Below are 25964 nucleotides of genomic sequence, written 5' to 3'. Positions count from 1 at the left end.
CCTACGGCCGGGCGCCGAGGGGGGTGCCGCGCGGGTGAGCCGCGCGGCCCACCCTCCGGCAGGGCCGGCGGACCGGCCTCAAGGAATCACTTCTGCTCCGTTCCGGCCGGAGAACAGCGGGTTCCTGGTGCGTACGGCCGCCGCGCAGGCGAGGGCCAGCCGCTGGAGATGCGTCACGTCGAAGTGCGCGTCCCAGCGGTCGCTCAGCCAGCCCCGCACGATCGTCGAGCTGTCCGCGTACAGCCGGTCGAGCTCCGGCCCGACATCGACGGGCTCGGCCCGGTCCGTGCAGGTGCACTCGCCGCGGGAGAAGTACTCGGCCAGCTTGGGCGCGTACGTCCACTCCGTGCTCGGACGCAGTTTCTTGCGCACTGCCGTCATGGTGCCGTCGTGCATCCGTTCCCGGCCGCCCCGGGCGTACAGGCACGTGCCGACCACGAATCCCGCGACGACCCGCTGCCACTGCGCCCCTCCGACAGCACAGGAGTGGCTCAGGCAGACCTCCAGGATGTCCCAGAGCTGGTTGCCGTCGGGCCGTCGCAGAGCCAGGTTGTTGCGGTTGCCGTTCTCGGTGTCACGACCGTGGTCGATCAGGTCGTGCGCGAGCACGGCCACCATCGTGGTCTCGTCGACGATGTCCCGATAACGCTCCGAGCGGTCGTCCTGCACGGTGTAGATGTGCACCCCGATGTCCGCGCCCCTGATCCGGACGTACTCCTCCGGCCCGAAGAGATCGGGCAGTTGGAGGATTCCGGTCAGGTTGTCGACGAGTTGGACGGCCCCGCACTCCACTTGGGCGGCGACCACCAGTTCGCCCTCGCGCCCGTGCATCCGCACGCACTGCCGGGAGGCGGCCACCGCCTCCCGCGCGAGTCGGCCGATCTCCGGCACCTGGGGCGTGGTTCCCGCGTAGTACTCGCTTATGCCCGCCAGAACGCCCCACAGGAAGGTGGTCCTGGCTTCCAGAGCACTGCTCGAGTCGGGTGCGGTGCACAGAGCGGTGAAGAGACCCGCCATCTCCATCGCGAAGGAGTACTGCGCCGTGTGGCCCACTGCGCGTTGGCACCACTGCTGGGCCCGGTCGACGGACAGCTCCCCCCGCACACCGACCAGTGGCGGGCCCTCCGCACTGCGCATCAGCCGGTCGCAGGCGGCGGTCAGCAGTCCGCCCGTGTCCCTGCCGAGCAGGGCCTGCCAGTTCACCGGCCGCTGCTCACGGCGCAGCAGGGTGCGCACGGCCCGCAACCCGGGGGACCGGACCGCGTCGACATACGAGCTGGGCGACCGCAGCACCGATCGGCTGCCGTTGGCGGTGTCCGCCTCTATCGCATGGCACAGCATTCCGGACAGTGCCGTGGCATGGGGATCGGAAAGAAGGGAGTCAACCGAATTCCGCCACAGCGCGGGTTCCAGACTCGGTATGACCTGACCGTGAGTTCCGGGGCTCAGGGCGCCCGCCAGGCCCGCCAGGTCACTCACCTGACGCTCCCTCTGCGCGGAGCCCGCCTCCCCTGGTACGCACGTGTTTGTGAATCGTCTTGTCCGACGAAAGGCCGGAAAAAGGCCCCCTGTTGTACGTCCACGCGTAAGATACCGAGGACGAGGTAATACTCATCGTGCTGATCTCCCGTCGCGTATTCAAGACCTGGAATGGCCAGTCCTTCTCAGGTCCTTCGGCTTGGGTAGAACACGGAATCGAAAGGCGTTCCGGGGGTATACGGGACGCGAGGGGGCGCGGGTCACGGCCAGGGTGACGTGCGCCGAGCGAGGTGTGCGTGCCCGATCAGTGGAACGGCTCGGGCGGCTCGCCTGGAGCAGAGCCATTCATGATGCCCTCCGGGTGGCGGAGCCGACGAAGTCCATGAACTACGCGTTGTGTTCCATACACTGCGACCGCAGCGTGGCTGAACTCGTGCACGAACCCGGCCTCGTCAACTGCGCGCCCGGCGGTCGCTGTCCTCGCGGCGGCAGCCGGACGGTGCGGAGGATCGGTGGCCACCACCGCCGCGACAGCGTTGTCGGAGGCGAGGTCGTGGATCATCCCTACCTTCCAGTGCCACCGTGGGTTTCGTCAACTGTGCGGGGCGAGTTGGCGCTGGTGCGAGGCACCGCGACGGACCCTCGGAGAGGGCCCCGCGGAGGGCTTCCGGTCGGCTGTTCTCGGCGCCGTTCCGGACGCGCCGGCCGGTAAGAAGCAGGCTTTCGACCTAAGTGGATTCGCACTGGTACACGACTCAACCGATCGCATCCATGCCCCACGCGCACCACGTACCCGATGCCCCCAGCCGACCGTCGCAGGCATTCGGCCACCACCCTCACGGGCCCGGGTGCGACACCGCTCATGCTCGCAATTCGCCCTGACAGCCCACCACTTCGCACCATGCGACGAATTCCGGCCGCGGAAAAGGGGGCGCAGCCCCGGCGCACGGAGCGGACCCCCTGGCCGCCGGATGCACGGCCGCGCATTCCAGCCGGTCGGCGCGCCACGGGTACCACCCCCGTTTGCGGCAGTTGGGGAGCAAGTTGGGCGCGGGTACGGCCCGTTCGAGCTGCCCGGCCAAAGGTACGGACGGCGATCGTCCGGGGCGGGTTCCGGGCGTCCGCGTCCCGTCGCGGCAAGAGTAAAACCCGTTGGGGCGGCCGCCGTACGGTTGGCAGGATGCGGGTCATGCCGTACCTCACCGCCCCGGTGCTCGCACCCGGCACCCTCTCCAGCACCGCCCAGCCCACCCTCCCCACCGGTGACGGACTGTTCCTGCGCCCCTGGCGCGCCGGGGACGCCCCCGCGGTGCACGCCGCCTTCCAGGACCCGGTGATGCAGCAGTGGCACGCCCGTGCCGCCGACTCCGTGGCCGAGGCCGGCGGCTGGATCGAGGAGTGGCGGGCGGCCTGGGCGCGGGAGGGCACCGCTCAGTGGGCCGTGGTGGACGGGGACACCGACCTGCTGCTCGGCCGGGTCGCGCTGCGGGAGATCCATCTCGACGACGGACAGGCCGAGATGGCGTACTGGACGACTCCGGCGGCCCGGGGCCGGGGTGTCGCGGCACGCGCCACCGTCGCCCTGTCCCGCTGGGCCCTCGACGACGTCGGGTTCCATCGGCTTGAGCTCATGCACGCGGTCCGCAACGAGGCCTCCTGTCGGGTCGCGACCAAGACGGGCTTCGCCCTGGAAGGGACCAAGCGGAGCGCGGTCCTGCATCCGGACGGCTGGCACGACATGCACCTGCACGCGCGCGTGAGGGGCGACTGACGGGCGGCCGGCAAGGGGGCCGACGGGCGCTGAGAGGGCAACTTCTGCATGTGCGCGTGCGAGGCGACTGACGGGCGGCCGGCCAGCGACCACCAGCGCTGAGTGGGCAACTTCCGCACCCCGCCGCCCCCTTTACCCTCCCGACGCTCCCCGCGTCCGCCTCCGCACCCCCCGCCACACCGTCCCCACCCCCACCGTCGCCGCCAGGAACAGCACCGTGAACCACTGGAAGTACCAGTGCCCGCCCGCCGGGTCGTACACCGCGGACCGGGGCCAGGCGAGGTTGACGGTCATGAGGAGGCCGTAGAGGAGGGCCAGGGCGTTGACCGGGATGCCCCAGCGGCCCAGTGAGAAGAGGGGGGCGCCCTCCTCGTCGGTGCCCGCGGAGCCGAACCCGTCGCGCAGGCGTCGGATCAGCAGGGGGCCCGTGACCATCGCGTACGCCAGGTACAGCATCACGATGCAGGTCGTGCCGATGGCCAGGAACGCCTCGGGGGAGGCGAAGTCGAGGAGGAGCAGGGCGGCGGCCAGGACGCCCACGACCAGGGCGGGGGCGGTGGGCATCCCCGTGCGGGGGTTCACGCGCGCGAGGCGGCCCGCGAAGGGCAGTTGTCCGTCGCGGGCCATGGAGAAGAGCATGCGGCAGGCCGCCGTCTGGATGGCGAGCGTGGCCACAGTGATCGCGACCACGACGTCGGCCAGCAGGGCCTTGCCGACGCCGTCCCCGAGGCTGCTGGTGAGGACGTAGCTGAGACCGTCGACCGACAGGCGGCCGTCGGTGAGGCTGGGGGCGGCGAGCAGGCCGCCCAGGACGATCAGGCCGCCGAGCGCGCCGGCCGCGCCGAGCGCCGTGAGGATCGTGCGGGGCGCGGTGCGCCGGGGGTTGCGGGTCTCCTCGCTCATCTCGCCCGCGCTGTCGAAGCCGATCATCACGTACGCCGCCGTGAACGACCCCACCAGCAGTGCTCCGAACAGGCCGTTCTGTGCGGCGCCGGTGGTGTGGAAGGTGATGCTGGGCGTGCGCTCGGCGTGCGTCAGCAGCAGTACGACGATCAGCACCGCGCCGATGATCTCGGCGGTCACGCCGACCCGGTTGATCACCGACAGGACGCGGTTGTCGACGACGTTCACGAGGGTCGTCAGGACGAGCAGGAGCACGCCGAGGACCGCCGCGTTGGCCGCGCCGTCCGCCGAGGCCGGCGAGGGGTCGGTGCCGACGAGCTGGAAGCCCGACCAGATCGCGGGGAGCACCATCTGCAGGGCCAGTGCCGCCGCGGCGACCACGACGATCTGCCCGATCACCATGATCCAGCCCGCGAACCAGCCGAAGGCCGGGGTGGAGAGCCGGGTCGACCACTGGTAGATCGCGCCGGAGAGCGGGTAGCGCGCCGCCAGTTCGGCGAAACAGGCCGCGACCATCAGTTGGCCGACCAGGACCGCCGGCCAGGCCCAGAAGAAGACGGGGCCGCCGAACGCGTACCCGAAGGCGAAGAACTGGAAGACGGTCGTCAGGACCGAGATGAAGGAGAACCCGGCCGCGAAGGACGCGTACCGGCCCAGGCTGCGGTGCAGCTCCTGGCGGTAGCCGAACTCGGCGAGGGTCCGGTCGTCGGGGGCGGGGGAGTGCGGGGGATCGGGACGGACGTCGGAGGGACTGGTCGTCGTCACGCGGCACCTGCCTCGGGCGGTGAATTCCTGTCGGGCGACAGAAATTAGGGAGGTGCTGTTTCCGGTGCGTGACGGGGTCATGTCGAGGCTGGGCCCAAGTCCTCACGCCCTCGACGAGCTCAGAAAGGACGGGCTGCCCGGCATCGACCAGCGGCACGTGCTGAGCCGCGGCGGAGCGCTGCCCGGGCTCGCGGTCGTCACGGTGTGGCTGTCGATCCGGACGTCCCGGTCGTGCCGGCGCTCGGTGTGACGCCTGCCGGACACGACGGGAGGGGCGGCACCTGCGAAGGTGCCGCCCCTCCTGTGGACGTGTGCTCAGGCGCCGTGGACGGGTGCCTCGGTGCCGTGGCCGTGTGCCTAGGCGGCGGGCGCCGCGCCTTCCTGCTCCGCCTCGATGCGCGCGTTCCAGTCCCGCTTGGAGGCCTGCCAGCCGTCCTCGTTGTGGCCCAGGCGCCAGTAGCCGGAGATGGACAGGTCCTCGCGCGGGACGGCGCGTTCGACCCGCAGCAGATGGCGGAGCTGCTTCACGAAGTGCGCCTCGCCGTGCACGAACGCGCACAGCCGGCCCTCCGGGAACTCCAGTGCGCGAACGGCCTCCACCAGGGCCTCGCCGACCGGACGGGAGCCGCGATGCAGCCAGACGACCTCCACGTCGGAGTCGATCTTCTGCTCCTCCTCGGGCCCGGAGACCTCGATGAAGGCGTGCGCCCGGGCGCCGTCGGGGAGCGACTCCAGGGAGCGGGCGATCGCCGGCAGCGCGCTCTCGTCGCCGACGAGCAGATGCCAGTCGGCGTCGGCGGCCGGGGCGTAGGCGCCGCCCGGGCCCATGAAGCGCACGGTCTCACCGGGCTGGACCCGCATCGCCCAGGGGCCCGCCAGCCCCTCGTCGCCGTGGATCACGAAGTCCACGGTGAGCTCGCGGTGCTCGGGGTCCCAGTGGCGCACGGTGTAGGTACGCGTCACGGGCCACTGCTCGCGCGGGAACTCCTCGCGGATGCGCTGCATGTCGAAGGGCTCGGGGTAGGTCACGCCCTCGGCCGGGAACAGGATCTTGACGTAGTGGTCGGTGCAGGTGTCCGCCGCGAACTCGGCGAGTCCGTCGCCGCCGAGGACCACGCGCTGCATGTGCGGCGTGAGGCGTTCGGTGCGGACCACCTGGGCGGAATGAGGCTTCCGCGGCTTGCGTCCCGGTCCTTCTGCCATGGCGGCCTCCCAGTCCCTGTGCTTAGGCTTACCTAAGTTAGCATCCGCCCCCCTGGCGATGGCATGCCACTCGTGGAAAGCGAGGGCAATATTTACGCGCCGAGCGTCGTCACCAGTCGCTGCAATGATCCACCCAGTCCCCATCGCTCAGCCAGTTGCTCCAGCGTCGCCGGGTCGCGCGGCGCCCGCGGCACCGCGGTCTCCACCCGCGGCAGCGGAACGTCACCGGCCACCCGCACGACCTTCGGGGCCACGGCCAGGTAGGGCCGCGACTCGTCCAGCCGTTTGCGCTGCGACGGCGTGAGCCGCGCCTTCGGGTCGTCGACCGCGGCCATGATCCCGGCCAGGTCGCCGAACTCGGCCAGCAGCTTGGCCGCCGTCTTCTCGCCGATCCCGGGCACCCCCGGAAGGCCGTCGCTCGGGTCGCCGCGCAGCAGCGCCAGGTCCGCGTACCCACGGCCGTCGACGCCATACTTCTCGCGCAGCCACGCCTCGTCGGTGAGCTGGAGCGTGCCCACACCCTTGAGGGGATACAGCACCCGCACCCCGCGCTCGTCGTCCACGAGCTGGTAGAGGTCGCGGTCGCCGGTGACGATGTCGACCGGGCCCGTCGCCCGCGCGGTGAACGTGCCGATCACGTCGTCCGCCTCGTACCCGGCCACCCCCACGCGCGCGATGCCGAGCGCGTCCAGGACCGCCTCGATGACCGGGACCTGCGGCGACAGCGTGTCCGGCACCTCCTCCTCGTCCGGTCCGCTCTCGCGCTCCTCGGCGACACGGTGCGCCTTGTAGGAGGGGATGAGGTCGACCCGCCACTGGGGCCGCCAGTCGGCGTCCATGCAGGCCACCAGCGCGTCCGGACGGTGGTCCTTGACCAGGCGGTCGATGAATTCGAGGAGACCGCGCACGGCGTTCACCGGCGTGCCGTCCGGGGCCTTCACCGACTCCGGCACGCCGAAGTAGGCACGGAAGTAGAGGGAGGCGGTGTCGAGGAGCATCAGTCGTCCGGTCACGCCTCGCATCATGCCGTACGGCACCGACACCGGCCGTCGCCGCTTGACTCGTTCGGCGGTGTGAGCGTCCTGTGAACCGGGACACCGGTGTGTTTGACCCAAAGGCTTATGGGCAGGCGCGGCCTCGGAGCGAGGCAGGTTGCATCTTCAACTGTTCGCGGCCCTTCGTCTCCCCCCAGTGGTCGAAGAGACGAGAGGTACGCGTGTCATCACGGCTTGAGGCAGATCAGCTCTACAAGGTCTTCGGAAGACGGCCGGGCGAGGCGGTCGAGAGGCTCCGCGAAGGCGCCGACCGGGAGGGACTCCGCGCGGAGGGCACCACCGCGGCGGTGATCGACGCCTCCTTCACCGTGGACCCGGGCCAGATCTTCGTCGTGATGGGCCTGTCCGGCTCCGGCAAGTCCACCCTGCTGCGCATGCTCAACGGCCTCCTGGAGCCGACCGCGGGCCGGGTCCGCTTCGACGGCCAGGACCTGACCGCGCTCACCGACCGCGAACTGCGCGCCGTCCGCGCCCGGAAGATCAGCATGGTCTTCCAGCACTTCGCGCTCTTCCCGCACCGCAGCGTCCTGGAGAACGCCGCCTACGGCCTCGCCGTCCAGGGCGTCCCGAAGGCCGAGCGCGTCGAGCGGGCGACCGAGGCCCTGGAGCTGTGCGGCCTCAAGGGCTGGGAGAAGTCCTGGCCGGACGAGCTCTCCGGCGGCATGCAGCAGCGCGTGGGCCTGGCCCGCGCCCTCGCCACCGACGCCGACCTGCTCCTCATGGACGAGTCCTTCAGCGCGCTCGACCCGCTGATCCGCCGGGACATGCAGGACCAGCTCCTCAGCCTCCAGAAGACCCTGAAGAAGACCATCGTCTTCATCACCCACGACCTCAACGAGGCCATGCGGCTCGGTGACCGGATCGCCGTCATGCGCGACGGCCGGATCGTCCAGACCGGCAGCGCCGAGGACATCCTCGTGCGGCCCGCCGACGACTACGTGGCCTCCTTCACCAAGGACGTCGACCGCTCCCGCGTCCTGACCGCGTCCGCCGTCATGGACACCGAGGTGAGCGGCGACGAGGCCGCCTGCGGCTGCCCGGGCGACTGCGAGACCGCGACGCCCGACACGCCCTTCACCGAGCTCTGCGCGATGAGCGCCCGGTCGACCCACCCGGTGGCCGTCCTCGACGACAAGCACCGGCTCGTCGGCGTGGTCCCGCAGGACCGCCTGGTCGGCTTCCTCGCCGACGCGGAGGTGGCCCATGCCTAGGATCCCGCTCGGCGACTGGGTCAACGACACCGTCGACTGGCTGCTTGACCACGTGTCCTGGCTCTTCGACTTCCTCAAGACCGTCTTCACCGGCACCTACGACGGCATCGACGCCGTCCTCCAGGCGCCCCAGCCCCTGCTGCTCGCCGGCATCCTCGCCGTGATCGCGTTCTGGCTGCGCGGCACCCTGGCCGGCGTCCTCACCTTCGCGGGATTCGCCTTCATCGACTCCCTCGAACTGTGGGAGGACGCGATGACGACCCTCTCGCTGGTCCTCGTCGCCACGATCATCGCGCTGGTGGTGGCCGTGCCCGTGGGCATCTGGGCCGCCCGCTCGAACCGGGTCAGCGGCATCGTCCGCCCCGTCCTCGACTTCATGCAGACGCTGCCCGCGATGATCTACCTCATCCCGGCGATCCTGTTCTTCGGTACCGGCGCCTCCGCCGGCATCGTCGCCACCCTGATCTTCGCGCTCGCCCCCGGCGTCCGCATGACCGAGCTCGGCATCCGCCAGGTCGACAAGGAGCTCGTGGAGGCGGCCGAGGCGTTCGGCACCACCCCCCGCGACACCCTCCTGCGCGTCCAGCTCCCCTTGGCGCTGCCCACCGTGATGGCCGGCGTCAACCAGGTCATCATGCTCGGCCTGTCCATGGCGGCGATCGCCGGCATGGTCGGCACCGGCGGCCTCGGCGGCGACGTCAACGAGGCCATCGGACAGCTCAACGTCGGCCTCGGCTCCGAGGCCGGTGTCGCCATCGTCATCCTGGCGATCTACCTCGACCGCATGACCAGCGCGCTCGGCGCCCAGGTCTCCCCGCTGGGCCGCCGCGCCGCCGCCAAGGCCCGCGCGAGCCAGGGACTCAAAATCTGGTCCTACCGTCCCCGCCCCCAGATCGCCGTGATCGGCGTGGTCGTCCTCGCCCTCGTCGCGGGCGGCATGGGCATCTTCGGCGGCACCTCGGGCGAGGCCACGGCCGTCTCCGGCAAGGACGTCGGCCAGGGCAAGAAGATCAGCATCGGGTACGTCCCCTGGGACGACGGGGTCGCCTCCACCTTCCTGTGGAAGGAGATCCTGGAGGAGCGCGGCTACCAGGTGGACGCCAAGCAGTTCGACGCGGGCCCCCTCTACACCTCCGTGGCCTCCGGCAACGCCGACTTCATGACCGGCGCCTGGCTGCCCACCACCCACGAGCAGTACTGGAAGAAGTACGGCAAGCAGCTCGACGACCTCGGCGCCTGGTACGACAGGACGTCCCTGGAGCTGAGCGTCCCGTCGTACATGAAGGACGTCGACTCCCTGGCCGACCTCAAGGGCAAGGCCGCGCGGTTCGGCGGGAAGATCACCGGCATCGAGTCCAGCGCCGGCGAGACGGCCCTGCTCAAGAGCAAGGTCCTCAAGGCCTACGGCCTCGACAAGGAGTACGAGGTCGTCGACAGCTCCACCCCCGCCATGCTGGCCGAGCTGAAGCGGGCGTACGCCCAGAAGGACCCGATCGTCGTCACGCTCTGGTCGCCGCACTGGGCGTACAACGACTACGACCTGAAGAAGCTCAAGGACCCCAAGGGCGCCTGGGGCTCGGGCGACGGCATCCACACCGTGGCCCGCAAGGGCTTCGCCGACGAGAACCCGGTCGTCGGGCAGTGGCTGAAGGACTTCAAGCTGGACGAGAAGCAGCTCACCAGCCTGGAGGCCGAGATCACCAAGGCCGGCAAGGGCCGGCAGCAGGACGCCGTCCGCACCTGGCTCAAGCGGCACCCCGGCCTGGTCGACGAACTGGCCCCCGTCCAGAAGACGGCGGCCGAGACCGAGCGCCCGGTGAACGTGGCCTGGTTCCCCTGGGACGAGGACATCGCCGTCACGTATCTCTGGAAGAACGTGCTGGAGCAGCGCGGCTACAAGCTGAACCTCAAGCAGATGGACGTCGGCCCGGTCTACACCGGCCTCGCCTCGGGCGACCTGGACGTCAACTTCGACGCCTGGCTGCCGTACGCGCAGAAGAACTACTGGGACCAGAGCAAGGACAGACTCAAGGACCTGGGCACCTGGTACCGGCCCACCTCGCTGGAGGTCGCCGTGCCCTCGTACGTCAAGGGTGTGAAGTCCTACGAGGACCTCAAGGGCAAGGCGGACCTCTTCGACGGGAGGATCATCGGCATCGAGCCGGGCACCGGCGAGATGAACCTCCTCAAGAACAAGGTCCTGCCGGGATACGGCCTCGACAAGGAGTACGAGGTCGTCGACGGCTCCACGCCCGCCATGCTGGCCGAGCTGAAGCGGGCCTACGCCAAGAAGCAGCCCGTCGCCGTCGTGCTGTGGTCCCCGCACTGGGCGTACAGCCAGTACGACCTGACCAAGCTCAAGGACGACAGGAAGCTCTTCGGCGAGGGCAACACGATCCGCACCATCGCCAACGAGGAGTTCCCCGGCCGGTACCCGCAGCTCACCAAGTGGATCAAGGGATTCCATATGAGTGAGGACGAGCTCGGTACCCTGGAGAGCGAGATCAACAAGTACGGCCAGGGGCACGAGGAGCGGGCGGTCGCCGCCTGGCTGAAGGAGCACCCGGAGATGGTCGGGCGGATGACACCGTCATAACCGCTCCGGAAGCACGGTAAGGATCCGGCCAACCACATAGAGCTACGTCATCGCCCGAACTCCGATGCCGACGAGGGGACTTGGGCGGCCCGCGACGGACGGGTGACCGAAACCCGGCCCCCTGGCTGTCTCCAGGGGGCCGTTCGGCTGGCGCGAAAGGTGAGGTACGGTCGCACGCCGTATGACATCGATGTGACGGCCGCATGAAACGGTTTGCCGAACATGCGTAGGGTGCAGACAACTCATCAGGGGACGTGTCCGAGGACCGACGAGCGAAGGAGGGAGCCGGAGCCATGGGCGACCACAAAGAACAGCCCCTTCGGGTCGGCGCGGCCGTGCGCCGCAGGCGCCGCGCGCTGGAGCTCACCCTCGCCGTCGTCGCCGAGCGCAGCGGCCTCTCGGTCCCCTTCCTGAGCCAGATCGAGAACGAACGCGCCCGCCCCAGCCGCAGCTCCCTGGAGAAGGTCGCCGACGCCCTGCGCACCACGGCCGTGGAACTGCTCGCCGCCGCAGACCCGGCGTGCAGCGTCGACGTCGTGCACGCCGAGGGCCCGGAGCCGGGCTGCGAACCCCGGATGCGCTCCCTGGTGCGCGGGCATCACCAGATGCACGCCCAGGAGTTCACCGGCGACCATGACGCCGGCCGCGAATTCCAGTACCGCAACGACCAGTTGATGTACGTCGCGGACGGCGCGGTGGACGTCGAGGCCGAGGGCCGCGCGTACCGGCTGGGCCGCGGCGACACCCTGTACCTCACCGGTGGGGTGCGGCACCGCTGGCGGGCGACCGTGGCCGACACCCGCGTGATCGTCGTGGCCGTGGCCGAACACGTCGAGGCGCTCCAGGACCGGCCCCGGCAGTGAGGGTCGTCTCCCTGGTCCCCTCGCTGACCGAGGCGATCGCCCGCTCCGCACCCGGCGCCCTGGTCGGCGCCACCGACTGGTGCACCCACCCGGCCGACCTCGACGTCACCCGCATCGGCGGCACCAAGAACCCCAAGATCGACAGGATCACCGCCCTCGCCCCCGACCTGGTGATCGCGAACGAGGAGGAGAACCGGGAGCCGGATCTCGCGGCCCTGCGTGAGGCGGGCCTGGAGGTCCTGGTCACCGAGGTCCGTGACGTCCCGCAGGCCTTCCGCGAACTGGACCGGGTCATCGGCGCGTGCGGTGCCGTACGGCCGCGCTGGCTGGACGAGGCCGAGGAGGCGTGGTCGGCGCTCGAACCCCCCGCGCCCCGTGCGACCGCGGTCGTGCCGATCTGGCGGCGGCCGTGGATGGTGCTGGGCCGGGACACCTTCGCGGGCGACGTCCTCTCCCGCCTCGGCGTGGACCACGTGTACGCCGGCCACGCGGACCGCTACCCGCGCATCCCGCTGGAGGAGCTGCGGGCGGCGGCCCCGGACGTGGTCGTCCTCCCCGACGAGCCGTACCGCTTCACCCCCGACGACGGCCCCGAGGCGTTCCCCGGGCTGCCCTGCGCACTCGTCAGCGGACGGCACCTGACGTGGTACGGGCCGTCGCTGGCCGAAGCACCACGGGCACTGGGCGAGGCCCTGCGAGCAGCGCTCCGCTGACCAGCCCGCGGGCGGTGTGCACGGCGGCCGTGGCCCAGGCGGCGACGAGCGCGGCGAAGAGAGCCGTGGCGAGCCAGTCGTAGACGACGAGCCCCGTGTGCCGGGCCAGCGCCTCGGCGCCCGTGACGCAGGTGCCGACCGGGAAGGTGAACGCCCACCAGGTCATCGCGAACCGCATCCCGTGCCGGTGGGCGCGGACCACGTGCGCGGTGGCGAGCCCCAGCCACAGCAGGGCGAACCCCATGACGGGGACGCCGTACAGCACCGCGAGGACGCCGAAGCCCTCGCTGTAGGGAGCCGGGACGACCCCGGGGGCCACGTCCGCGAACTTGCCGACCGCGGTGGTGGACTGGCCGAGCGGGCCGAGCACCAGGAACAGGGTCGGGGTCAGGGCGAGGGGAAGCGGGCCGCCGGTGACGGTCCGGGTGAAGACGAGCGGCAGCATCAGCAAGGTGGCGAGGAGGCTGAGCCCGAACAGCGCGAAGCAGCCGAGCAGGAGGGTCGCACGCGGCTGGCCCGCGGGGAGGTGCGGCACGAGGAGCGGCCCGAGGGCGGCCGACACCATGGGCGCGACCAGGGGGAGCAGCCACACCGGCGTGACCTGCCCCGGCTCGGCCTTCTGCCGTACGGCCATGAGGTACGGCACGACGAGCGCGGCGGCGACTCCCACGGCCGTGCCGGCGGTGAACAGCACGGCGTCGAGGGAGACCGCGGCCGTCGTGCCGATCCAGTCCCGGCCGACGGTGAGGGCGCCGCCGCCGACGGCCAGCAGGGCCATGGCGAGGCAGCCGTAGAAGGGGGCCGTGGCGGGGTCGCGGAGATGGGCGCGGGCCTGGTCGGCGTGATGGCGCCAGTGCAGGGCGCGGGCGCCGAGGAGGACGAGCAGCAGGGCGAGGGACAGCAGCCAGACGGCGGCGCAGATCGTGCGCAGGCCGGGGAGATGCACGGGGAGCGCGACGCCGGCGGTGGCGACGATCGCGGTGCCCATGACGGCGGCGTACCAGTTCGGCCCGAGGTGACGGACGGCGGTGACCATGCCCCCACGGTGTCGTCCGGGGCGGGCGGCGACCAGGGAGTACCGGTCTATGAGGACATAAGCTGTCTTTATGAGCGGTGTGGAGCAGGGGGCGGCGGTGAGCGGGGGGCTGTCCCATCGGGTGCCCGATCTGGGCGCCCTGGAGCTGCTGCTCGCCGTGGCGAAACTGGGAAGTCTGGGCGGGGCGGCGCGGGAGCTGGGCATCACCCAGCCGGCGGCGAGCAGCCGGATCCGCTCGATGGAACGGCAGTTGGGGGTCGCCCTCGTCGATCGCTCGCCCCGCGGCTCCCGGCTCACGGACGCCGGGGCGCTGGTGACCGACTGGGCGCGACGGATCGTGGAGGCCGCGGAGGCCTTCGACGCGGGGGCGCAGGCGCTGCGGGTCCGCCGGGACTCCCGGCTGCGGGTGGCCGCGAGCATGACGATCGCGGAGTACCTGCTGCCGGGGTGGCTGCTCGCCCTGCGCGCGGGCCGCCCGGACACCGCGGTGTCGCTGCACGCGGGGAACTCGGCGACGGTCGCGGAGCGCCTGCTGTCCGACGAGGCGGACCTGGGGTTCGTGGAGGGCCTGACGGTCCCCTCCGGGCTCGACTCGGTGGTGATAGCCCACGACCACCTGATCGTGGTGACGGCACCCGGGCACGCCTGGGCGCGCCGCCGACGCCCCCTGGAAGCCGCCGAGCTGGCCGCGACACCGCTGATCCTCCGGGAGAAGGGCTCGGGCACCCGCCAGGTCCTCGACGCGGCCCTGGGCGGTCTGGCCCGCCCCCTGATCGAGCTCTCCTCCACGACGGCGGTGAAGGCGGCGGCGGTCGGCGGCGCGGGCCCGGCCGTACTGAGCGAACTGGCGGTCGGCGAGGAACTCTCGATGCGCCGCCTGGTGCGGGTACCGGTGGCCGGCGTCTCCCTGGCCCGCGACCTGCGCGCGGTCTGGCCCACCGGCCACCGCCCGGTGGGCCCGGCGAGGGACCTGCTGTCACTGACTCGCGATTAGGCGCCCGGCGAGGGGCCCCGCTGTCGATGACTCGCGGCCAGGTCCGGGGCGGGTGATCTGCTGTTGGGGTCTGCTGTTTTGCGGCCCGTGCCTACGTGCCGACGGCCGCTGTGATCAGCCCCCGCATCACCCGTAGGTCCTCGGCCATCTCCGGATGCCACTGGACGCCCAGTACCCAGTGCGGGGCGGGCAGTTCGACGGCCTCCACCGTGCCGTCCGCCGCGTGGGCCGAGGGCAGGAGGTCCTGCCCGAGGCGGTCCACGGCCTGGTGGTGGTAGGTCGGCACCGAGGTCTCCTCCGGGGCGAGGCCGCCGTAGAGCGTGCCCGGGACGGGCTTGACCGGGTGGCGGGCGAAGACGCCCGGGGTCACCGCGTGGCCGTCGATGTGCTGGGTGAGCGTGCCGCCCAGGGCCACGTTCAGGAGCTGCATGCCCCGGCAGATGCCCAGCAGGGGGAGGCCGGCCGCCAACGCCGCCTCGATCAGGGCCAGTTCCCAGGCGTCACGGGCGCGGGCGGGCGGACCCGTGCGGGGGTCGGGGACGGCGCCGTAGTGGACCGGCTCCACGTCCGGGCCGCCCGCGATCACCAGACCGTCCAGCCGGGCCACGGTCGCCGCCGCGTGCTCCGGGGCGTCCGGCGGGAGCATCGCGGCCAGACCGCCCGCGCGCTGCACCAGCCGCGGATAGCCCGCCGGCAGCAGCACCGCCTCCAGCGCCCACACGCGCCAGCGCGCGTCGGCCTCCAGATAGGTGCTGACGCCGATCAGCGGTCGTACGGTCGCCACCCGGTCCTCCTGGTCCTTCTGGTCCGTCCGGTCCTGCAATGGCACACAGTCATACCTTTGCCTCCCGGCTGCCCCCTGGCAAGGTCACGCCAGGAATCCCCGCAGCAGCGCCGCCGTCCCCGCGCAGTGCTCCCGCATCATCTCCCGCGCCCCGTCGGCGTCACCGTCCAGCACCGCCTCGACCAGCGCCACGTGCTGGCGCTGCGAGTGCTCCAGGTTGCGGACCAGGAGCGGGATGCAGTCCAGCAGGTCGTTCACCGAGGCCCGTACCGCCGCGTACTGCGCGGTCAGGGTCGGGGAGCCGCACAGCTCCGCGAGGGTCAGGTGCAGCAGCGTGTCCAGGCGCCGGTAGTCCGCCAGCGGAGCGTCCCGCGTGGCCGCCAGCGCCTCACGCAGCCTCCGCGCCGAATCGTCGGCGAGACCGTGGGCCGCGCACAGGCCCGCCGCGCCGACCTCCAGGACCTCCCGGAACCGCAGCACGTCCTCGATGTCCACCTCGGCGGTCCGCCGCCGCAGCTCCTCCTCGCCCACCGCGGCCCGGGCCCGCGGCAGCACGAACGTGCCCCCGTACCGGCCCCGCCGCGACTCCACCAGCCCCTGGTCCTGGAGCACCTTCAGCACCTCGCGCAGCGTCACCCGGCTGATCCCGAGCCGCTCCGCGAGCTCCCGCTCGGCCGGCAGCCGCTCGCCCCCCGGCACCAGCCCGAGCCGCACCACCTGGAGGATCTGCTCCAGCGCCTCCTCGAAGCCGTTGCCCGCCCTGACCGGCCGCAGTACCGGCGTCAACCGGTCGTCCGGGCCGCCGTCAGCGTCCACCGACATAAGGCCGAGCCCCCTTCCCAAGCAATGGTCCAGAGCAATACCTTATGGCTCCCGGCCCGGTCGGAAAACGCGCAGCAGCCGAAGGAGCTCTCCCGTGGCAGACCGCACACCCCCGCTCAGCGTCGAGGAGCTGCACGCCCTGGTCGCGAGCGGTGAGATCGACACTGTCGTCCTGGCCTTCCCCGACATGCAGGGTCGGCTCCAGGGCAAGAGGTTCGCCGCCCGCTTCTTCCTCGACGAGGTACTCCACCACGGCACCGAGGGCTGCAACTACCTCCTGGCCGTCGACACCGAGATGAACACCGTCGACGGCTTCGCGATGTCGTCCTGGGACCGCGGCTACGGCGACTTCGCCATGCACCCCGACCTCGGCACCCTGCGCCGCGTGCCCTGGAACGCCGGTACCGCCATGCTGATTGCCGACCTCGCCTGGAACGACGGCTCGCCCGTGGTCGCCGCCCCGCGGCAGATCCTGCGCCGCCAACTGGAGCGGCTCGCCGCACTCGGCCACACCGCCCAGGTCGGCACCGAGCTGGAGTTCATCGTCTTCAAGGACACCTACGAGCAGGCCTGGGACGCGAACTACCGGGGGCTGACGCCGGCGAACCAGTACAACATCGACTACTCCGTGCTCGGCACCGGCCGCATCGAGCCCCTGCTGCGCCGGATCCGCAACGAGATGGCGGCCGCCGGGCTCACCGTCGAGTCCGCCAAGGGTGAGTGCAACCCCGGCCAGCACGAGATCGCCTTCCGCTACGACGACGCCCTGACCACCTGCGACCAGCACGCGATCTACAAGACCGGCGCCAAGGAGATCGCCGCCCAGGAGGGCGTGTCGCTCACGTTCATGGCCAAGTACAACGAACGCGAGGGCAACTCCTGCCACATCCACCTCTCGCTCGCCGACGCCGCCGGCAACAACGCGATGGCGGCCCCGGAGGGGATGTCGGACGTGATGCGGTACTTCCTCGCCGGGCAGCTCGCGGCCCTCCGGGACTTCTCGCTGCTCTACGCCCCCAACATCAACTCCTACAAGAGGTTCCAGCCCGGTTCCTTCGCCCCCACCGCCGTCGCCTGGGGCCACGACAACCGCACCTGCGCCCTGCGGGTCGTGGGCCACGGCCGCTCCCTGCGCTTCGAGAACCGGCTGCCCGGCGGGGACGTCAACCCCTACCTCGCGGTCGCCGGACTGGTCGCGGCCGGACTGCACGGCGTCGAGCAGAAGCTGGAACTGCCGGAGGTCTGCACCGGCAACGCCTACGCCGGTGACTACGCCCACGTCCCGACCACCCTGCGCGAGGCCGCCGAGCTGTGGGAGAACAGCCCGATCGCCCGGGCCGCCTTCGGCGACGAGGTCGTCGCGCACTACCGCAACATGGCCCGCGTCGAACTCGATGCCTTCGACGCGGCGGTCACCGACTGGGAGCTGCGCCGCTCCTTCGAACGTCTGTGAAGTCGACGCCCGTGAGAGGTGCTTCGTTGTCGTACGAGCATGAGCTGACCGTCCTCAACCCGGCCACCGAGGAGGTCGTCGCCACCGTCCCCGCCGCCACCGCGGCCGACGTCGACGCGGCGGTCGCCCGCGCGGCGAGGGCACAGGTCCGCTGGGCCGCCCTCGCCCCCGCCGACCGGGCCCGGCTGCTGCGCCGGTTCGCCGACGTCGTGGACGCGCACGTGGAGGAACTGGCCCGACTGGAGGTCAGGGAGGCCGGCCACCTCCTCGGCAACGCCCGCTGGGAGGCGGGCAACGTCCGGGACCTGCTCGCCTACGCGGCGGGCGGGGTGGAACGCCTCAACGGCCGCCAGATCCCGGTCCCCGGCGGCCTCGACGTCACGATCCTGGAACCCCTCGGCGTGGTCGGGGTCATCGCGCCCTGGAACTTCCCCATGCCGATCGCCGCCTGGGGCACGGCACCCGCGCTCGCCGCCGGCAACGCCGTCGTCCTCAAGCCCGCCGAGACCACCCCGCTGACCGCTCTGCGGCTCGCCGAACTCGCCTTGGAGGCCGGGCTCCCGGAGGGGCTGTTCCAGGTGCTGCCGGGCCACGGCCCGGTCGCCGGCACCGCCCTCGTCGAGCACCCCGGCGTCGCGAAGATCGTGTTCACCGGCTCCACCCGCACCGGCCGTGACGTCATGGAGCGCTGCGCCCGCCAGGTCAAGCCGGTCACCCTCGAACTCGGCGGCAAGAGCCCCAACATCGTGTTCGCCGACGCGGATCTGCGCACGGCCGTCGACCCGTTCTCCTTCCTCGACAACTCCGGCCAGGACTGCTGCGCCCGCACCCGGATCCTCGTCCAGGAGTCGGTCCACGACGAGGTCCGGGAACTGCTCGCGGAGGCCCTGAAGGCCGTCGTGGTGGGCGACCCGGCCGACGAGAATACCCAGATGGGCCCGCTGATCTCCCGTCAGCAACTGGACCGCGTACGGAAGTTGGTGCCCCCGGACGCCCCGGGTCTGCGCGGCAGCGCGCCCGACGGGCCCGGCTTCTGGTTCGCGCCGACCGTCCTCACCGGCGAGGCGCCCGACTCCGCGGCGGCCTGCGAGGAGATCTTCGGCCCGGTCGCCGTCCTGCTGCCCTTCACCGACGAGGAGGACGCGGTCCGGCTCGCCAACGACACCCCCTACGGCCTCGCCGGCTCCCTCTGGACCCGGGACATCGGCCGCGCCCTGCGCGTGTCCCGGGCCGTCAAGGCGGGCAACCTGTCCGTCAACTCCCACTCCAGCGTCCGCTACTGGACCCCCTTCGGCGGCTACAAGCAGTCCGGACTCGGCCGGGAACTCGGCCCGGACGCCCTGACCGCCTTCACCGAGACCAAGAACGTCTTCATCAGCACGGAAGGCCCCGCCCAGTGACCTCTGCGACCTCTTCGACCTCGGCGACCGACCAGATCGTGTGCCGCCGCCTCGTCGGCCGTACGGCCGTCATCACCGGGGCCGGCAGCGGCATCGGCCTCGCCACCGCCCGCCGGCTCGCCTCCGAGGGCGCGAACGTCGTCTGCGCCGACGTGGACGAGGCCCGCGGCAAGGCCGCGGCGGACGAGGTCGGCGGGCTCTTCGTCAAGGTCGACGTCACCGACCCGGAACAGGTCGAGGCGCTGTTCAAAACGGCGTACGACACCTACGGCAGCGTCGACGTCGCCTTCAACAACGCGGGCATCTCCCCGCCCGACGACGACTCCATCCTGGAGACGGGCCTGGAGGCCTGGAAGCGCGTCCAGGAGGTCAACCTCACCTCCGTCTACCTGTGCTGCAAGGCCGTCATCCCCTATATGCGCCGGCAGGGCAAGGGGTCCATCATCAACACGGCGTCCTTCGTGGCGCGGATGGGCGCGGCCACGTCCCAGATCTCGTACACCGCATCCAAGGGCGGCGTGCTCGCCATGTCCCGTGAACTGGGCGTGCAGTTCGCCCGCGAGGGCATCCGCGTGAACGCCCTGTGCCCCGGCCCGGTCAACACCCCGCTGCTGCGGGAGCTGTTCGCCAAGGATCCGGAGCGGGCCGCCCGCCGCCTGGTCCACATCCCGGTCGGCCGGTTCGCCGAGGCCGAGGAGATCGCCGCCGCCGTCGCCTTCCTGGCCAGCGACGACTCCTCCTTCGTCAACGCCAGCGACTTCCTCGTGGACGGCGGCATCTCGGGGGCGTACGTCACCCCGCTGTAGGTCCCGCCCTGCAGTGGCCTGATAAGCAGGACGCTCCCGCCCGGCCGGTACCCGGACCCCGACGCTCTGTTGCTGGAGCGCCGGGGGGACGGACGGCGGGGCAGGACATTCAGCGCCCCGGTTACGTGCAGTCGCCGGCCCCACCGCCGGGATCGGCCGGCCGCCGACTCAGAGGAAGGTGTGGCCCTCCCCGCGGTACGTCGGCACGGTCGCCGTCACCTCGTCCCCCTCGATCAGGTGCAGCCTCTCGAACCGCTCGCACAGCTCACCGGCCTTCGCGTGCCGGAACCACACCTTGTCGCCGAGCAGCAGGTCGTCGGCGGGGGCGCCGAGCAGCGGGGTCTGCACCTCGCCGGGCCCCTCCTGCGGGTCGTACTTCAGCCCCTCCGGCAGATACGGCACCGGCAGCCGGTCGGGTCCCGCCGCGCCGGAGGCCGGGTAGCCGCCGCCGAGGACGGTCACCACCCCCACGCCCGGCCTGCGCACGACGGGCTGGGCGAACAGGGCGGCCGGACGCCCGCTGAAGGACGTGTAGTTGTCGAACAGCCGCGGCACGTACAGCCCCGAACCCGCGCCGATCTCCGTGACGGCGTCCTCCGCGGCGGTGTGCTGCACACTGCCCGTGCCGCCGCCGTTGACGAACTCCAGACCCGGTACGACGGCCCGCACCGCGCGCACCACGGCGGCGCGCCGCTCGGCCAGTTCCCGGCGGGCGGTGGCCTGCATCAGTCGGACGGCCCGGGACCGCAGCGGCCGTCCGGCCACCGAGTCCCCGACCCCGGCGATGTGTCCCTCGTAGGCCATGATCCCCACGACCTCGAACCCGGGGCGCCGGGCCACCGCGCGGGCCATGTCGGCGACCTGGGCGGGGGAGTGCAGCGGCGACCGGCGGGCGCCGACCCGCACCCTGCCGCCGAGCAGCTTCAGGGAGGTGTCCAACTCCAGGCAGACCCGGACGACTTCGGTGCCGCCCGCGCGCGAGGCGTCGATGAACGCGAGCTGCGCGGGGTCGTCGACCATCACCGTCACGGCGGCCGCGAGCTTGGGATCGGCGGTGAGTTCCGCGTACCCGGCACGGTCCGCGGAGGGATAGGCGAGCAGGATGTCGTCGAAGCCGCTTCTCGCCAGCCACAGGGACTCGGCGAGGGTGAACGACATGATGCCCGCGAAGCCGTCCCTCGCCAGGACCCGTTCGAGCAGCGCCCGGCACCGCACGGACTTGCTGGCGACGCGGATCGGTTTGCCCGCCGCCCGGCGGACGAGATCGTCCGCGTTGGCGTCGAAGGCGTCCAGGTCCACGATCGCGAGAGGGGCGTCGAGATGGGCGGTGGCCCGGTCGTAACGGGCCCGGTCGGCGGAGCGCGCAGTCATGAACGAAGCCTGCCAGACAGGATTACCGCAGGGTAGGGGGACGTTCCGGGCAGATGCCCCCGGCCTGCTGGACTGGTTCCCGTTCGCCCCGCGACAACCCGTAGAGTGACGCGCACGCACGCAGGGCCGTACGCCCCCCGTCGCCGCCGCGCCGGGATGCCGGTCCTCCCGTGCGGGTATGCGTGCCCGGACGGCCGTCCTCCACACCGACGACCCCGACGCGGCCCGCGCACGACCGAACGGCCCGGACATGAGGAAACGGGGGGTGCATGAGCACGGAAGCACGCCGCGCCTCCATTCCTCCACGCCCGACGACCCCGCCGCTGCCGGCCCAGCCGCCGACGGTGGGCGCGGACGGGCCGGGCCCCGAGTCGTCCGAGGAGCCGGGCCGACGGGACGCCGGTGCCTCGGTCGGGCGGGAGATCGTCGAGCCCGGTGGACGGACCGGTGACGACTCCGACTGGCAGGCCTTCGGCGAGCGGACCCGACGGGGCCCCGCGGCCGCGGCGGCCGCCCGACCCGTGTTCGGCGGATTCGACTGGCAGGGGCCGGGGGACGGCGAGGGCCGCACACCCGACGACCGCGACACCACGACGGCTCGCGCCCACGGTGACCTGAGCGCGCAGCGGGAGTCCGGCCGGCCGGGCGGGGAGCGGTCCCAGGGATCGACCGCCACGGGCCGGCCGCCGATACGCACGACGAACGGCGGTGACGAGGCGGACGGCTCCGGCACCGCACCCCAGGAATCCCCGCGGCCGGGAACCCCGTACCCGGGCAGCGTCCCGCCCCCGCCCCCGGCGTCGGCCCGCTTCCCCGACGCCCGGCCGGCCCCCGGCGGCGCGGACGCACGTCCGGGTGGTTCCACGCCGGGTGCCAGGACATCGCAGCCCGTGCCGTCACCCAGACCCGACGCCCCCACCTCCCCGCCGCGCCCCGACACACGCACCCCCGGCCCGATGCCACCCGCGTCGAGCCCCGCGAACCGGGGTTCGAACATCCGCCCGCGCCCGGCCGGCGAGCCGTACGGGCCGAGCGCTGGTGCCGGTGTCACGTCGAGCGGGGGTCAGGGCGCCGCGGGTCCGATGCCGCCCGCGTCGAGCCCCGCGAACCGGGGTCCGGACAACCGCCCGCGTCCGGCGGGCGCGTCACGCGAGCCGTACGGGCCGAGCGCCGGTCTCGGTGCCACGCCGAGCGCGGGTCAGGCCGCCGCGGGCCCGATGCCACCCGCGTCGAGCCCCGCGAACCGCGGCCAGGACACCCACCCGCGTCCGGCGGGCGAGCCGTACGGACCGAGCGCCGGTCGCGGTGCCACGCCGAGCGCGGGTCAGGGCGCCGCGGGTCCGATGCCGTCCGCCTCCGGGACCGGGCCGCGTCCGACGGAGGCCGGCGCCTCCGTGCCGCCCCGGCCGCGGACCCAGCCCTCCGTGCCTCCGCGCCGTACCGGCGCCCCCGCCGAGACCGCCTCGGAGACGACCTTCCGGATGCGGCCCGTGCCGACGACCGGGGACGGCCGAGCCGAAGGGACCGGCACCGCCGTACCGCCCAGGCCCGACACACGTCCCGTCTTCCCGCCCCGTGAGGCGCCGGGCGCCGGTGGCACGAGTACGCCTCCGCCGCCCGCCACGCCGCCCCGGACCGCCCCCCTCACACCCGACCCGGCTCTCTCGTGGAGCGCCGGCATGCCCCCGCACACCGGAACTCCCGGCAGCGGGCGGCCTGTTGTGTCGTTCGGGGAGCCCGAGGTCGGTTACCGGGAGCGGTCGTGGGCGGTGCGGATCCCGCCCCGGATCGCCGCCGTGGCCGCGTGCGTCGTGCTCGGGCTCGGGCTCATCGGCGGTGCCGTGACCGGGAGTTGGCTGATCGGCGACTCCGGTGCCGAGGCCGGCGGCGACACCTTCGCCCAGGCCGGCGAGTTGTGGCACAGCGTGCCCGTCGACCAGCTCTTCCCGCCGACCGTCGACGGCCAGGGCGCCGGACCCGGCGGCGCCGACCGCACCTGGACCAGGATCGCCGTCGCCCCCGACAGCGGCTGCCAGAACGCGTTCGACCCCCTGCTGCGCAAGGCCCTCGCCCCGGTCGGCTGCGAACGCCTCCTGCGCGCCACCTACACGGACGCCACCCAGAGCTACGTCACCACAGTCGGTCTCCTGTTCACCGACGCGGACGCCACCGCCATGCGCGACCTCGACACCCGCTTCACCCGGGAGGACCTGGACGCCCGCACCGACCTGATGCCCCTCCCGTACGCCGCGAAGAACACCCTCGCGGCGGGATTCGGTGCCCGGCAGCGGGCCTCCTGGACGATCTCCGTCCTCACCGACGCCCCCGTCGTCGCCTACGCCGTCTCCGGCTGGGCGGACGGCCGTACGGTCGACGCCCCGGAGCCCGCCGAGAAGGCCATGGAGTCCGGCGACACCACCCCCGCCGCCCAGGCCGGCCTGGGCAACGAGGCCCAGGGCCTGGCCGACCGGGTCGAACGCGCCCTGCGCAAGACCGTCTCCTCGCCCCCGGAGCAGCACTCATGAGTGTCACCACCCGCCGGGCAGGTCTCCTGAGCGTGCTCCTCGCCGCCTCCGTCGCCCTCGTCCCGCCCACCGCGGCGCACGCCGACGGCATCCGCGCCAAGCAGTGGGCCCTGGACGCCATGCACACCCAGCAGGCCTGGCAGACCACCAAGGGCGCCGGCGTCACCGTCGCCGTCCTGGACACCGGCGTCGAGAACGACCACCCCGACCTCGTCGGCAACGTCCTCACCGGCAAGGACATGATCGGCTTCGGTGCCACCCGCGGTGACCGCTCCTGGGCCCGGCACGGCACCGCCATGGCCGGCATCATCGCCGGTCACGGACACGGCGTGGGCAACGGCGACGGGGTCATGGGCATCGCCCCCGAGGCCAAAATCATGCCCGTCCGGGTGATCCTGGAGGACGGCGACCCGGCCCGCGCCAAGGCCCGCAACACCCGCGGCAACGCCCTCGCCGAGGGCATCCGCTGGGCCGCCGACCACGGCGCCGACGTCATCAACCTCTCCCTCGGCGACGACTCGGCCTCCGCGCACCCCGAGGCCGGTGAGGACGACGCTGTCCAGTACGCGCTCAGGAAGGGCGCCGTCGTCGTCGCCTCGGCGGGCAACGGCGGGGAGAAGGGCGACCACATCTCCTACCCGGCCGCCTACCCGGGCGTCATCGCCGCCACCGCCGTGGACAAGTTCGGCACCCGCGCCTCCTTCTCCACCCGCCGCTGGTACGCCACGGTCGCCGCACCCGGTGACGACGTGGTCATCGCCGACCCCGACCACAAGTACTACGAGGGCTGGGGGACCAGCGCGGCCTCCGCGTTCGTCTCGGGCGCGGTCGCCCTCGTCAAGGCCGCCCACCCCGAGCTGACGCCCGCGCAGATCAAGCGCCTCCTGGAGGACACGGCCCGCAACGCCCCCGCCGGCGGCCGCGACGACTCCCGGGGCTTCGGCTTCGTCGACCCGGCGGCCGCGCTCAAGGCGGCGAACAGCCTGAAGCCGGAGGGCCTGCAATCGGCCTCCTACGGCGAGAAGTACTTCGGCTCCGGCCCCGACGCCGCCAAGTCGGGGGACGACACGGCCAGTTGGGCGGCCCCGCTGGCGGGCGGCTTCGGCGTCGCCCTGCTGGTCGTCGCGGTGGTGCTGTGGCGGGGTCGCCGCGGTCCCCGCCGGTCCCACGAGGGCTTCTGAGAGCCTCCGAGGCGGCATCCCAGCCTCAGCGGACCACCGCACCCGCGCCGGTCGCGGCCGCGGACGTGGTCCCGCCCGTAGCTTCCTCGCCCGTGACCACCGACACGGCCGCCTTCGCCGCCGCCTCCACCAGCGAAATCCCCTTCGCCTGCGTGGAGTTGCCGTCGGACAGCACGGCCACCAGACAGTCGTGCCCGGCCACCGTCACCCGCCCGATGCTGTTCACGTCCCACAGCCCGGTCGTGCTGCGCGGCAGCCACCCGTTCTTCAGCGCCCACCCGGAGCCGTCGGCCGCCGCCGACACCCCCCACTGCTGATCGGCCTCGATCTGCCCCATCAGCCCCTGGAGGTACGACCGCGAGGACCCGCTCAGCCTCGAGTCCGCCCCGAACACCTGCCGGAGCAGGGTGAGCTGGTCGGCGGCCGTGGTCCGGGTCAGCCCCCACAGCGCCCCGTCGCCGCCCTCGGTGCCGGTCAGCCCGAACTCCTCGTTGGCGGCGTCGAGCCCCGCGGCCCGCCCGATGACGTCCCACAGCGCGGACGCCGCGGTGTTGTCGCTGTTCTCGATCATCGTCCTGGCGTACGCCTTCTCCTGCGCGCTGAGAGACGTCCCCGCCTCCTGGTGCCGCAGCAGCAGCGCCGCCAGGATGTCGACCTTCACGATGCTCGCGGTGTCGAAGGCGCCGTCGCCGTGCACCGCGCTGTCGCCCGACTCCAGGTCGAGCACCGCCACCGAGACCTTCTGCTCGCCGGTGACGTCCACCGCCTTCATGGCGTCGGCCAGCCGCTCGTCGAGATCCACCACCGGTTCCGCCACGGCCGCCTCCTGAGTCGTGGTCGCCGACGAGGGCGAGACCGACGGCGTCGCGGCCGACGATACGGCGCTCACCGGCGAGTGCGCCCGCGCCTTCACGTACACGGTCCCGCCGGCCGTGGCGCCGACCACGGCCACAACGGCGAGCGCGGTGTGCACCAAAGGCCGTCGACGGGATCTGCGCACGCGGGGCCGGGCGGCTCTGGAGGACTCCATGGC

The 25964-nt window shown here is 72.4% G+C and carries 21 protein-coding genes; 12 read left to right on the top strand and 9 right to left on the bottom strand.

Going from position 1 to position 25964, the window contains the following annotated elements:
* Positions 1-78 precede the first annotated feature (78 nt).
* A complete protein-coding gene (locus tag ACZ66S_RS24750; protein ID WP_469903694.1) occupies positions 79-1341 on the bottom strand; it encodes a hypothetical protein in 1263 nt (420 codons plus the stop codon).
* A gap of 1327 nt (positions 1342-2668) precedes the next feature.
* Here ACZ66S_RS24750 and ACZ66S_RS24745 point away from each other — a divergent pair.
* On the top strand, positions 2669-3250 hold the full coding sequence (locus tag ACZ66S_RS24745) for a GNAT family N-acetyltransferase (RefSeq protein ID WP_469903693.1): 582 nt from the start codon (positions 2669-2671) through the stop codon (positions 3248-3250).
* 132 nt (positions 3251-3382) lie between these two features.
* Here ACZ66S_RS24745 and ACZ66S_RS24740 read toward each other — a convergent pair whose 3' ends face one another.
* On the bottom strand, positions 3383-4918 hold the full coding sequence (locus tag ACZ66S_RS24740; RefSeq protein ID WP_469903692.1) for an amino acid permease: 1536 nt from the start codon (positions 4916-4918) through the stop codon (positions 3383-3385).
* Positions 4919-4982: 64 nt separating this feature from the next.
* Between ACZ66S_RS24740 and ACZ66S_RS24735 the strand changes: the two genes are divergently transcribed.
* Positions 4983-5168: a hypothetical protein gene (locus ACZ66S_RS24735; protein WP_469903691.1), complete on the top strand. Its 186-nt coding sequence runs from the start codon at positions 4983-4985 to the stop codon at positions 5166-5168.
* A gap of 107 nt (positions 5169-5275) precedes the next feature.
* Here the strand turns inward: ACZ66S_RS24735 and ACZ66S_RS24730 are convergent, their stop codons facing one another.
* Complete coding sequence (locus ACZ66S_RS24730) at positions 5276-6121, bottom strand: siderophore-interacting protein (RefSeq protein ID WP_469903690.1); 846 nt, start codon at positions 6119-6121, stop codon at positions 5276-5278.
* A gap of 92 nt (positions 6122-6213) precedes the next feature.
* Positions 6214-7143 (bottom strand): 5'-3' exonuclease, encoded by a 930-nt coding sequence (locus ACZ66S_RS24725; RefSeq protein ID WP_469903896.1) that lies wholly within the window; start codon positions 7141-7143, stop codon positions 6214-6216.
* Positions 7144-7337: 194 nt separating this feature from the next.
* On the opposite strand from ACZ66S_RS24725, the gene ACZ66S_RS24720 reads away from it, so the two are divergent.
* The 4 genes from ACZ66S_RS24720 to ACZ66S_RS24705 all read left to right on the top strand — a co-directional run bounded on the left by ACZ66S_RS24720 (position 7338) and on the right by ACZ66S_RS24705 (position 12559).
* A complete protein-coding gene (locus tag ACZ66S_RS24720; RefSeq protein ID WP_469903689.1) occupies positions 7338-8387 on the top strand; it encodes a quaternary amine ABC transporter ATP-binding protein in 1050 nt (349 codons plus the stop codon).
* A complete protein-coding gene (locus ACZ66S_RS24715) occupies positions 8380-10983 on the top strand; it encodes an ABC transporter permease/substrate binding protein (RefSeq protein ID WP_469903688.1) in 2604 nt (867 codons plus the stop codon). Before ACZ66S_RS24720 ends, ACZ66S_RS24715 begins: the two co-directional genes overlap by 8 nt.
* 293 nt (positions 10984-11276) lie before the next feature.
* Positions 11277-11846, top strand: a complete 570-nt coding sequence (locus tag ACZ66S_RS24710) for a helix-turn-helix domain-containing protein (protein WP_053853121.1) — start codon at positions 11277-11279, stop codon at positions 11844-11846.
* Positions 11843-12559 (top strand): helical backbone metal receptor, encoded by a 717-nt coding sequence (locus ACZ66S_RS24705; protein ID WP_469903687.1) that lies wholly within the window; start codon positions 11843-11845, stop codon positions 12557-12559. Before ACZ66S_RS24710 ends, ACZ66S_RS24705 begins: the two co-directional genes overlap by 4 nt.
* Here the strand turns inward: ACZ66S_RS24705 and ACZ66S_RS24700 are convergent.
* Complete coding sequence (locus ACZ66S_RS24700) at positions 12471-13595, bottom strand: TDT family transporter (RefSeq protein ID WP_469903686.1); 1125 nt, start codon at positions 13593-13595, stop codon at positions 12471-12473. The two genes, ACZ66S_RS24705 and ACZ66S_RS24700, sit on opposite strands and share 89 nt — an antisense overlap.
* A 70-nt stretch (positions 13596-13665) precedes the next feature.
* Here ACZ66S_RS24700 and ACZ66S_RS24695 point away from each other — a divergent pair, with 70 nt between their 5' ends.
* On the top strand, positions 13666-14589 hold the full coding sequence (locus ACZ66S_RS24695) for a LysR family transcriptional regulator (RefSeq protein ID WP_469903685.1): 924 nt from the start codon (positions 13666-13668) through the stop codon (positions 14587-14589).
* A 91-nt stretch (positions 14590-14680) separates the two neighbouring features.
* On the opposite strand, the gene ACZ66S_RS24690 is transcribed toward ACZ66S_RS24695, so the two are convergent.
* Both ACZ66S_RS24690 and ACZ66S_RS24685 read right to left on the bottom strand, forming a co-directional pair.
* Positions 14681-15418 (bottom strand): gamma-glutamyl-gamma-aminobutyrate hydrolase family protein, encoded by a 738-nt coding sequence (locus ACZ66S_RS24690; RefSeq protein WP_469903684.1) that lies wholly within the window; start codon positions 15416-15418, stop codon positions 14681-14683.
* A gap of 39 nt (positions 15419-15457) precedes the next feature.
* A complete protein-coding gene (locus ACZ66S_RS24685; protein ID WP_469903683.1) occupies positions 15458-16195 on the bottom strand; it encodes a FadR/GntR family transcriptional regulator in 738 nt (245 codons plus the stop codon).
* 94 nt (positions 16196-16289) lie between these two features.
* Between ACZ66S_RS24685 and ACZ66S_RS24680 the strand changes: the two genes are divergently transcribed.
* The 3 genes from ACZ66S_RS24680 to ACZ66S_RS24670 are packed head-to-tail and all read left to right on the top strand — an operon-like array spanning position 16290 to position 19854.
* Positions 16290-17648 (top strand): glutamine synthetase family protein, encoded by a 1359-nt coding sequence (locus ACZ66S_RS24680; protein WP_469903682.1) that lies wholly within the window; start codon positions 16290-16292, stop codon positions 17646-17648.
* A 26-nt stretch (positions 17649-17674) separates the two neighbouring features.
* Positions 17675-19048, top strand: coding sequence for an aldehyde dehydrogenase family protein (locus ACZ66S_RS24675; protein ID WP_469903681.1), 1374 nt, complete (start codon positions 17675-17677; stop codon positions 19046-19048).
* Positions 19045-19854: a 3-oxoacyl-ACP reductase gene (locus ACZ66S_RS24670; protein WP_469903680.1), complete on the top strand. Its 810-nt coding sequence runs from the start codon at positions 19045-19047 to the stop codon at positions 19852-19854. Before ACZ66S_RS24675 ends, ACZ66S_RS24670 begins: the two co-directional genes overlap by 4 nt.
* Before the next feature lie 168 nt (positions 19855-20022).
* Here ACZ66S_RS24670 and ACZ66S_RS24665 read toward each other — a convergent pair whose 3' ends face one another.
* A complete protein-coding gene (locus ACZ66S_RS24665; RefSeq protein WP_469903679.1) occupies positions 20023-21225 on the bottom strand; it encodes an amino acid deaminase/aldolase in 1203 nt (400 codons plus the stop codon).
* A 1721-nt stretch (positions 21226-22946) separates the two neighbouring features.
* Here ACZ66S_RS24665 and ACZ66S_RS24660 point away from each other — a divergent pair.
* Positions 22947-23750, top strand: a complete 804-nt coding sequence (locus ACZ66S_RS24660) for a hypothetical protein (RefSeq protein ID WP_469903895.1) — start codon at positions 22947-22949, stop codon at positions 23748-23750.
* Positions 23747-24931, top strand: coding sequence for a type VII secretion-associated serine protease mycosin (gene mycP / locus ACZ66S_RS24655; protein WP_469903678.1), 1185 nt, complete (start codon positions 23747-23749; stop codon positions 24929-24931). The genes ACZ66S_RS24660 and mycP overlap by 4 nt, the downstream gene beginning before the upstream one ends.
* A 25-nt stretch (positions 24932-24956) precedes the next feature.
* On the opposite strand, the gene ACZ66S_RS24650 is transcribed toward mycP, so the two are convergent.
* Positions 24957-25961, bottom strand: a complete 1005-nt coding sequence (locus tag ACZ66S_RS24650) for a serine hydrolase (protein WP_469903677.1) — start codon at positions 25959-25961, stop codon at positions 24957-24959.
* Positions 25962-25964: the final 3 nt, after the last annotated feature.

The organism is Streptomyces sp. NPDC107471 (genome assembly GCF_055582845.1).
This window is presented reverse-complemented; position numbering and strand designations above follow the sequence as displayed.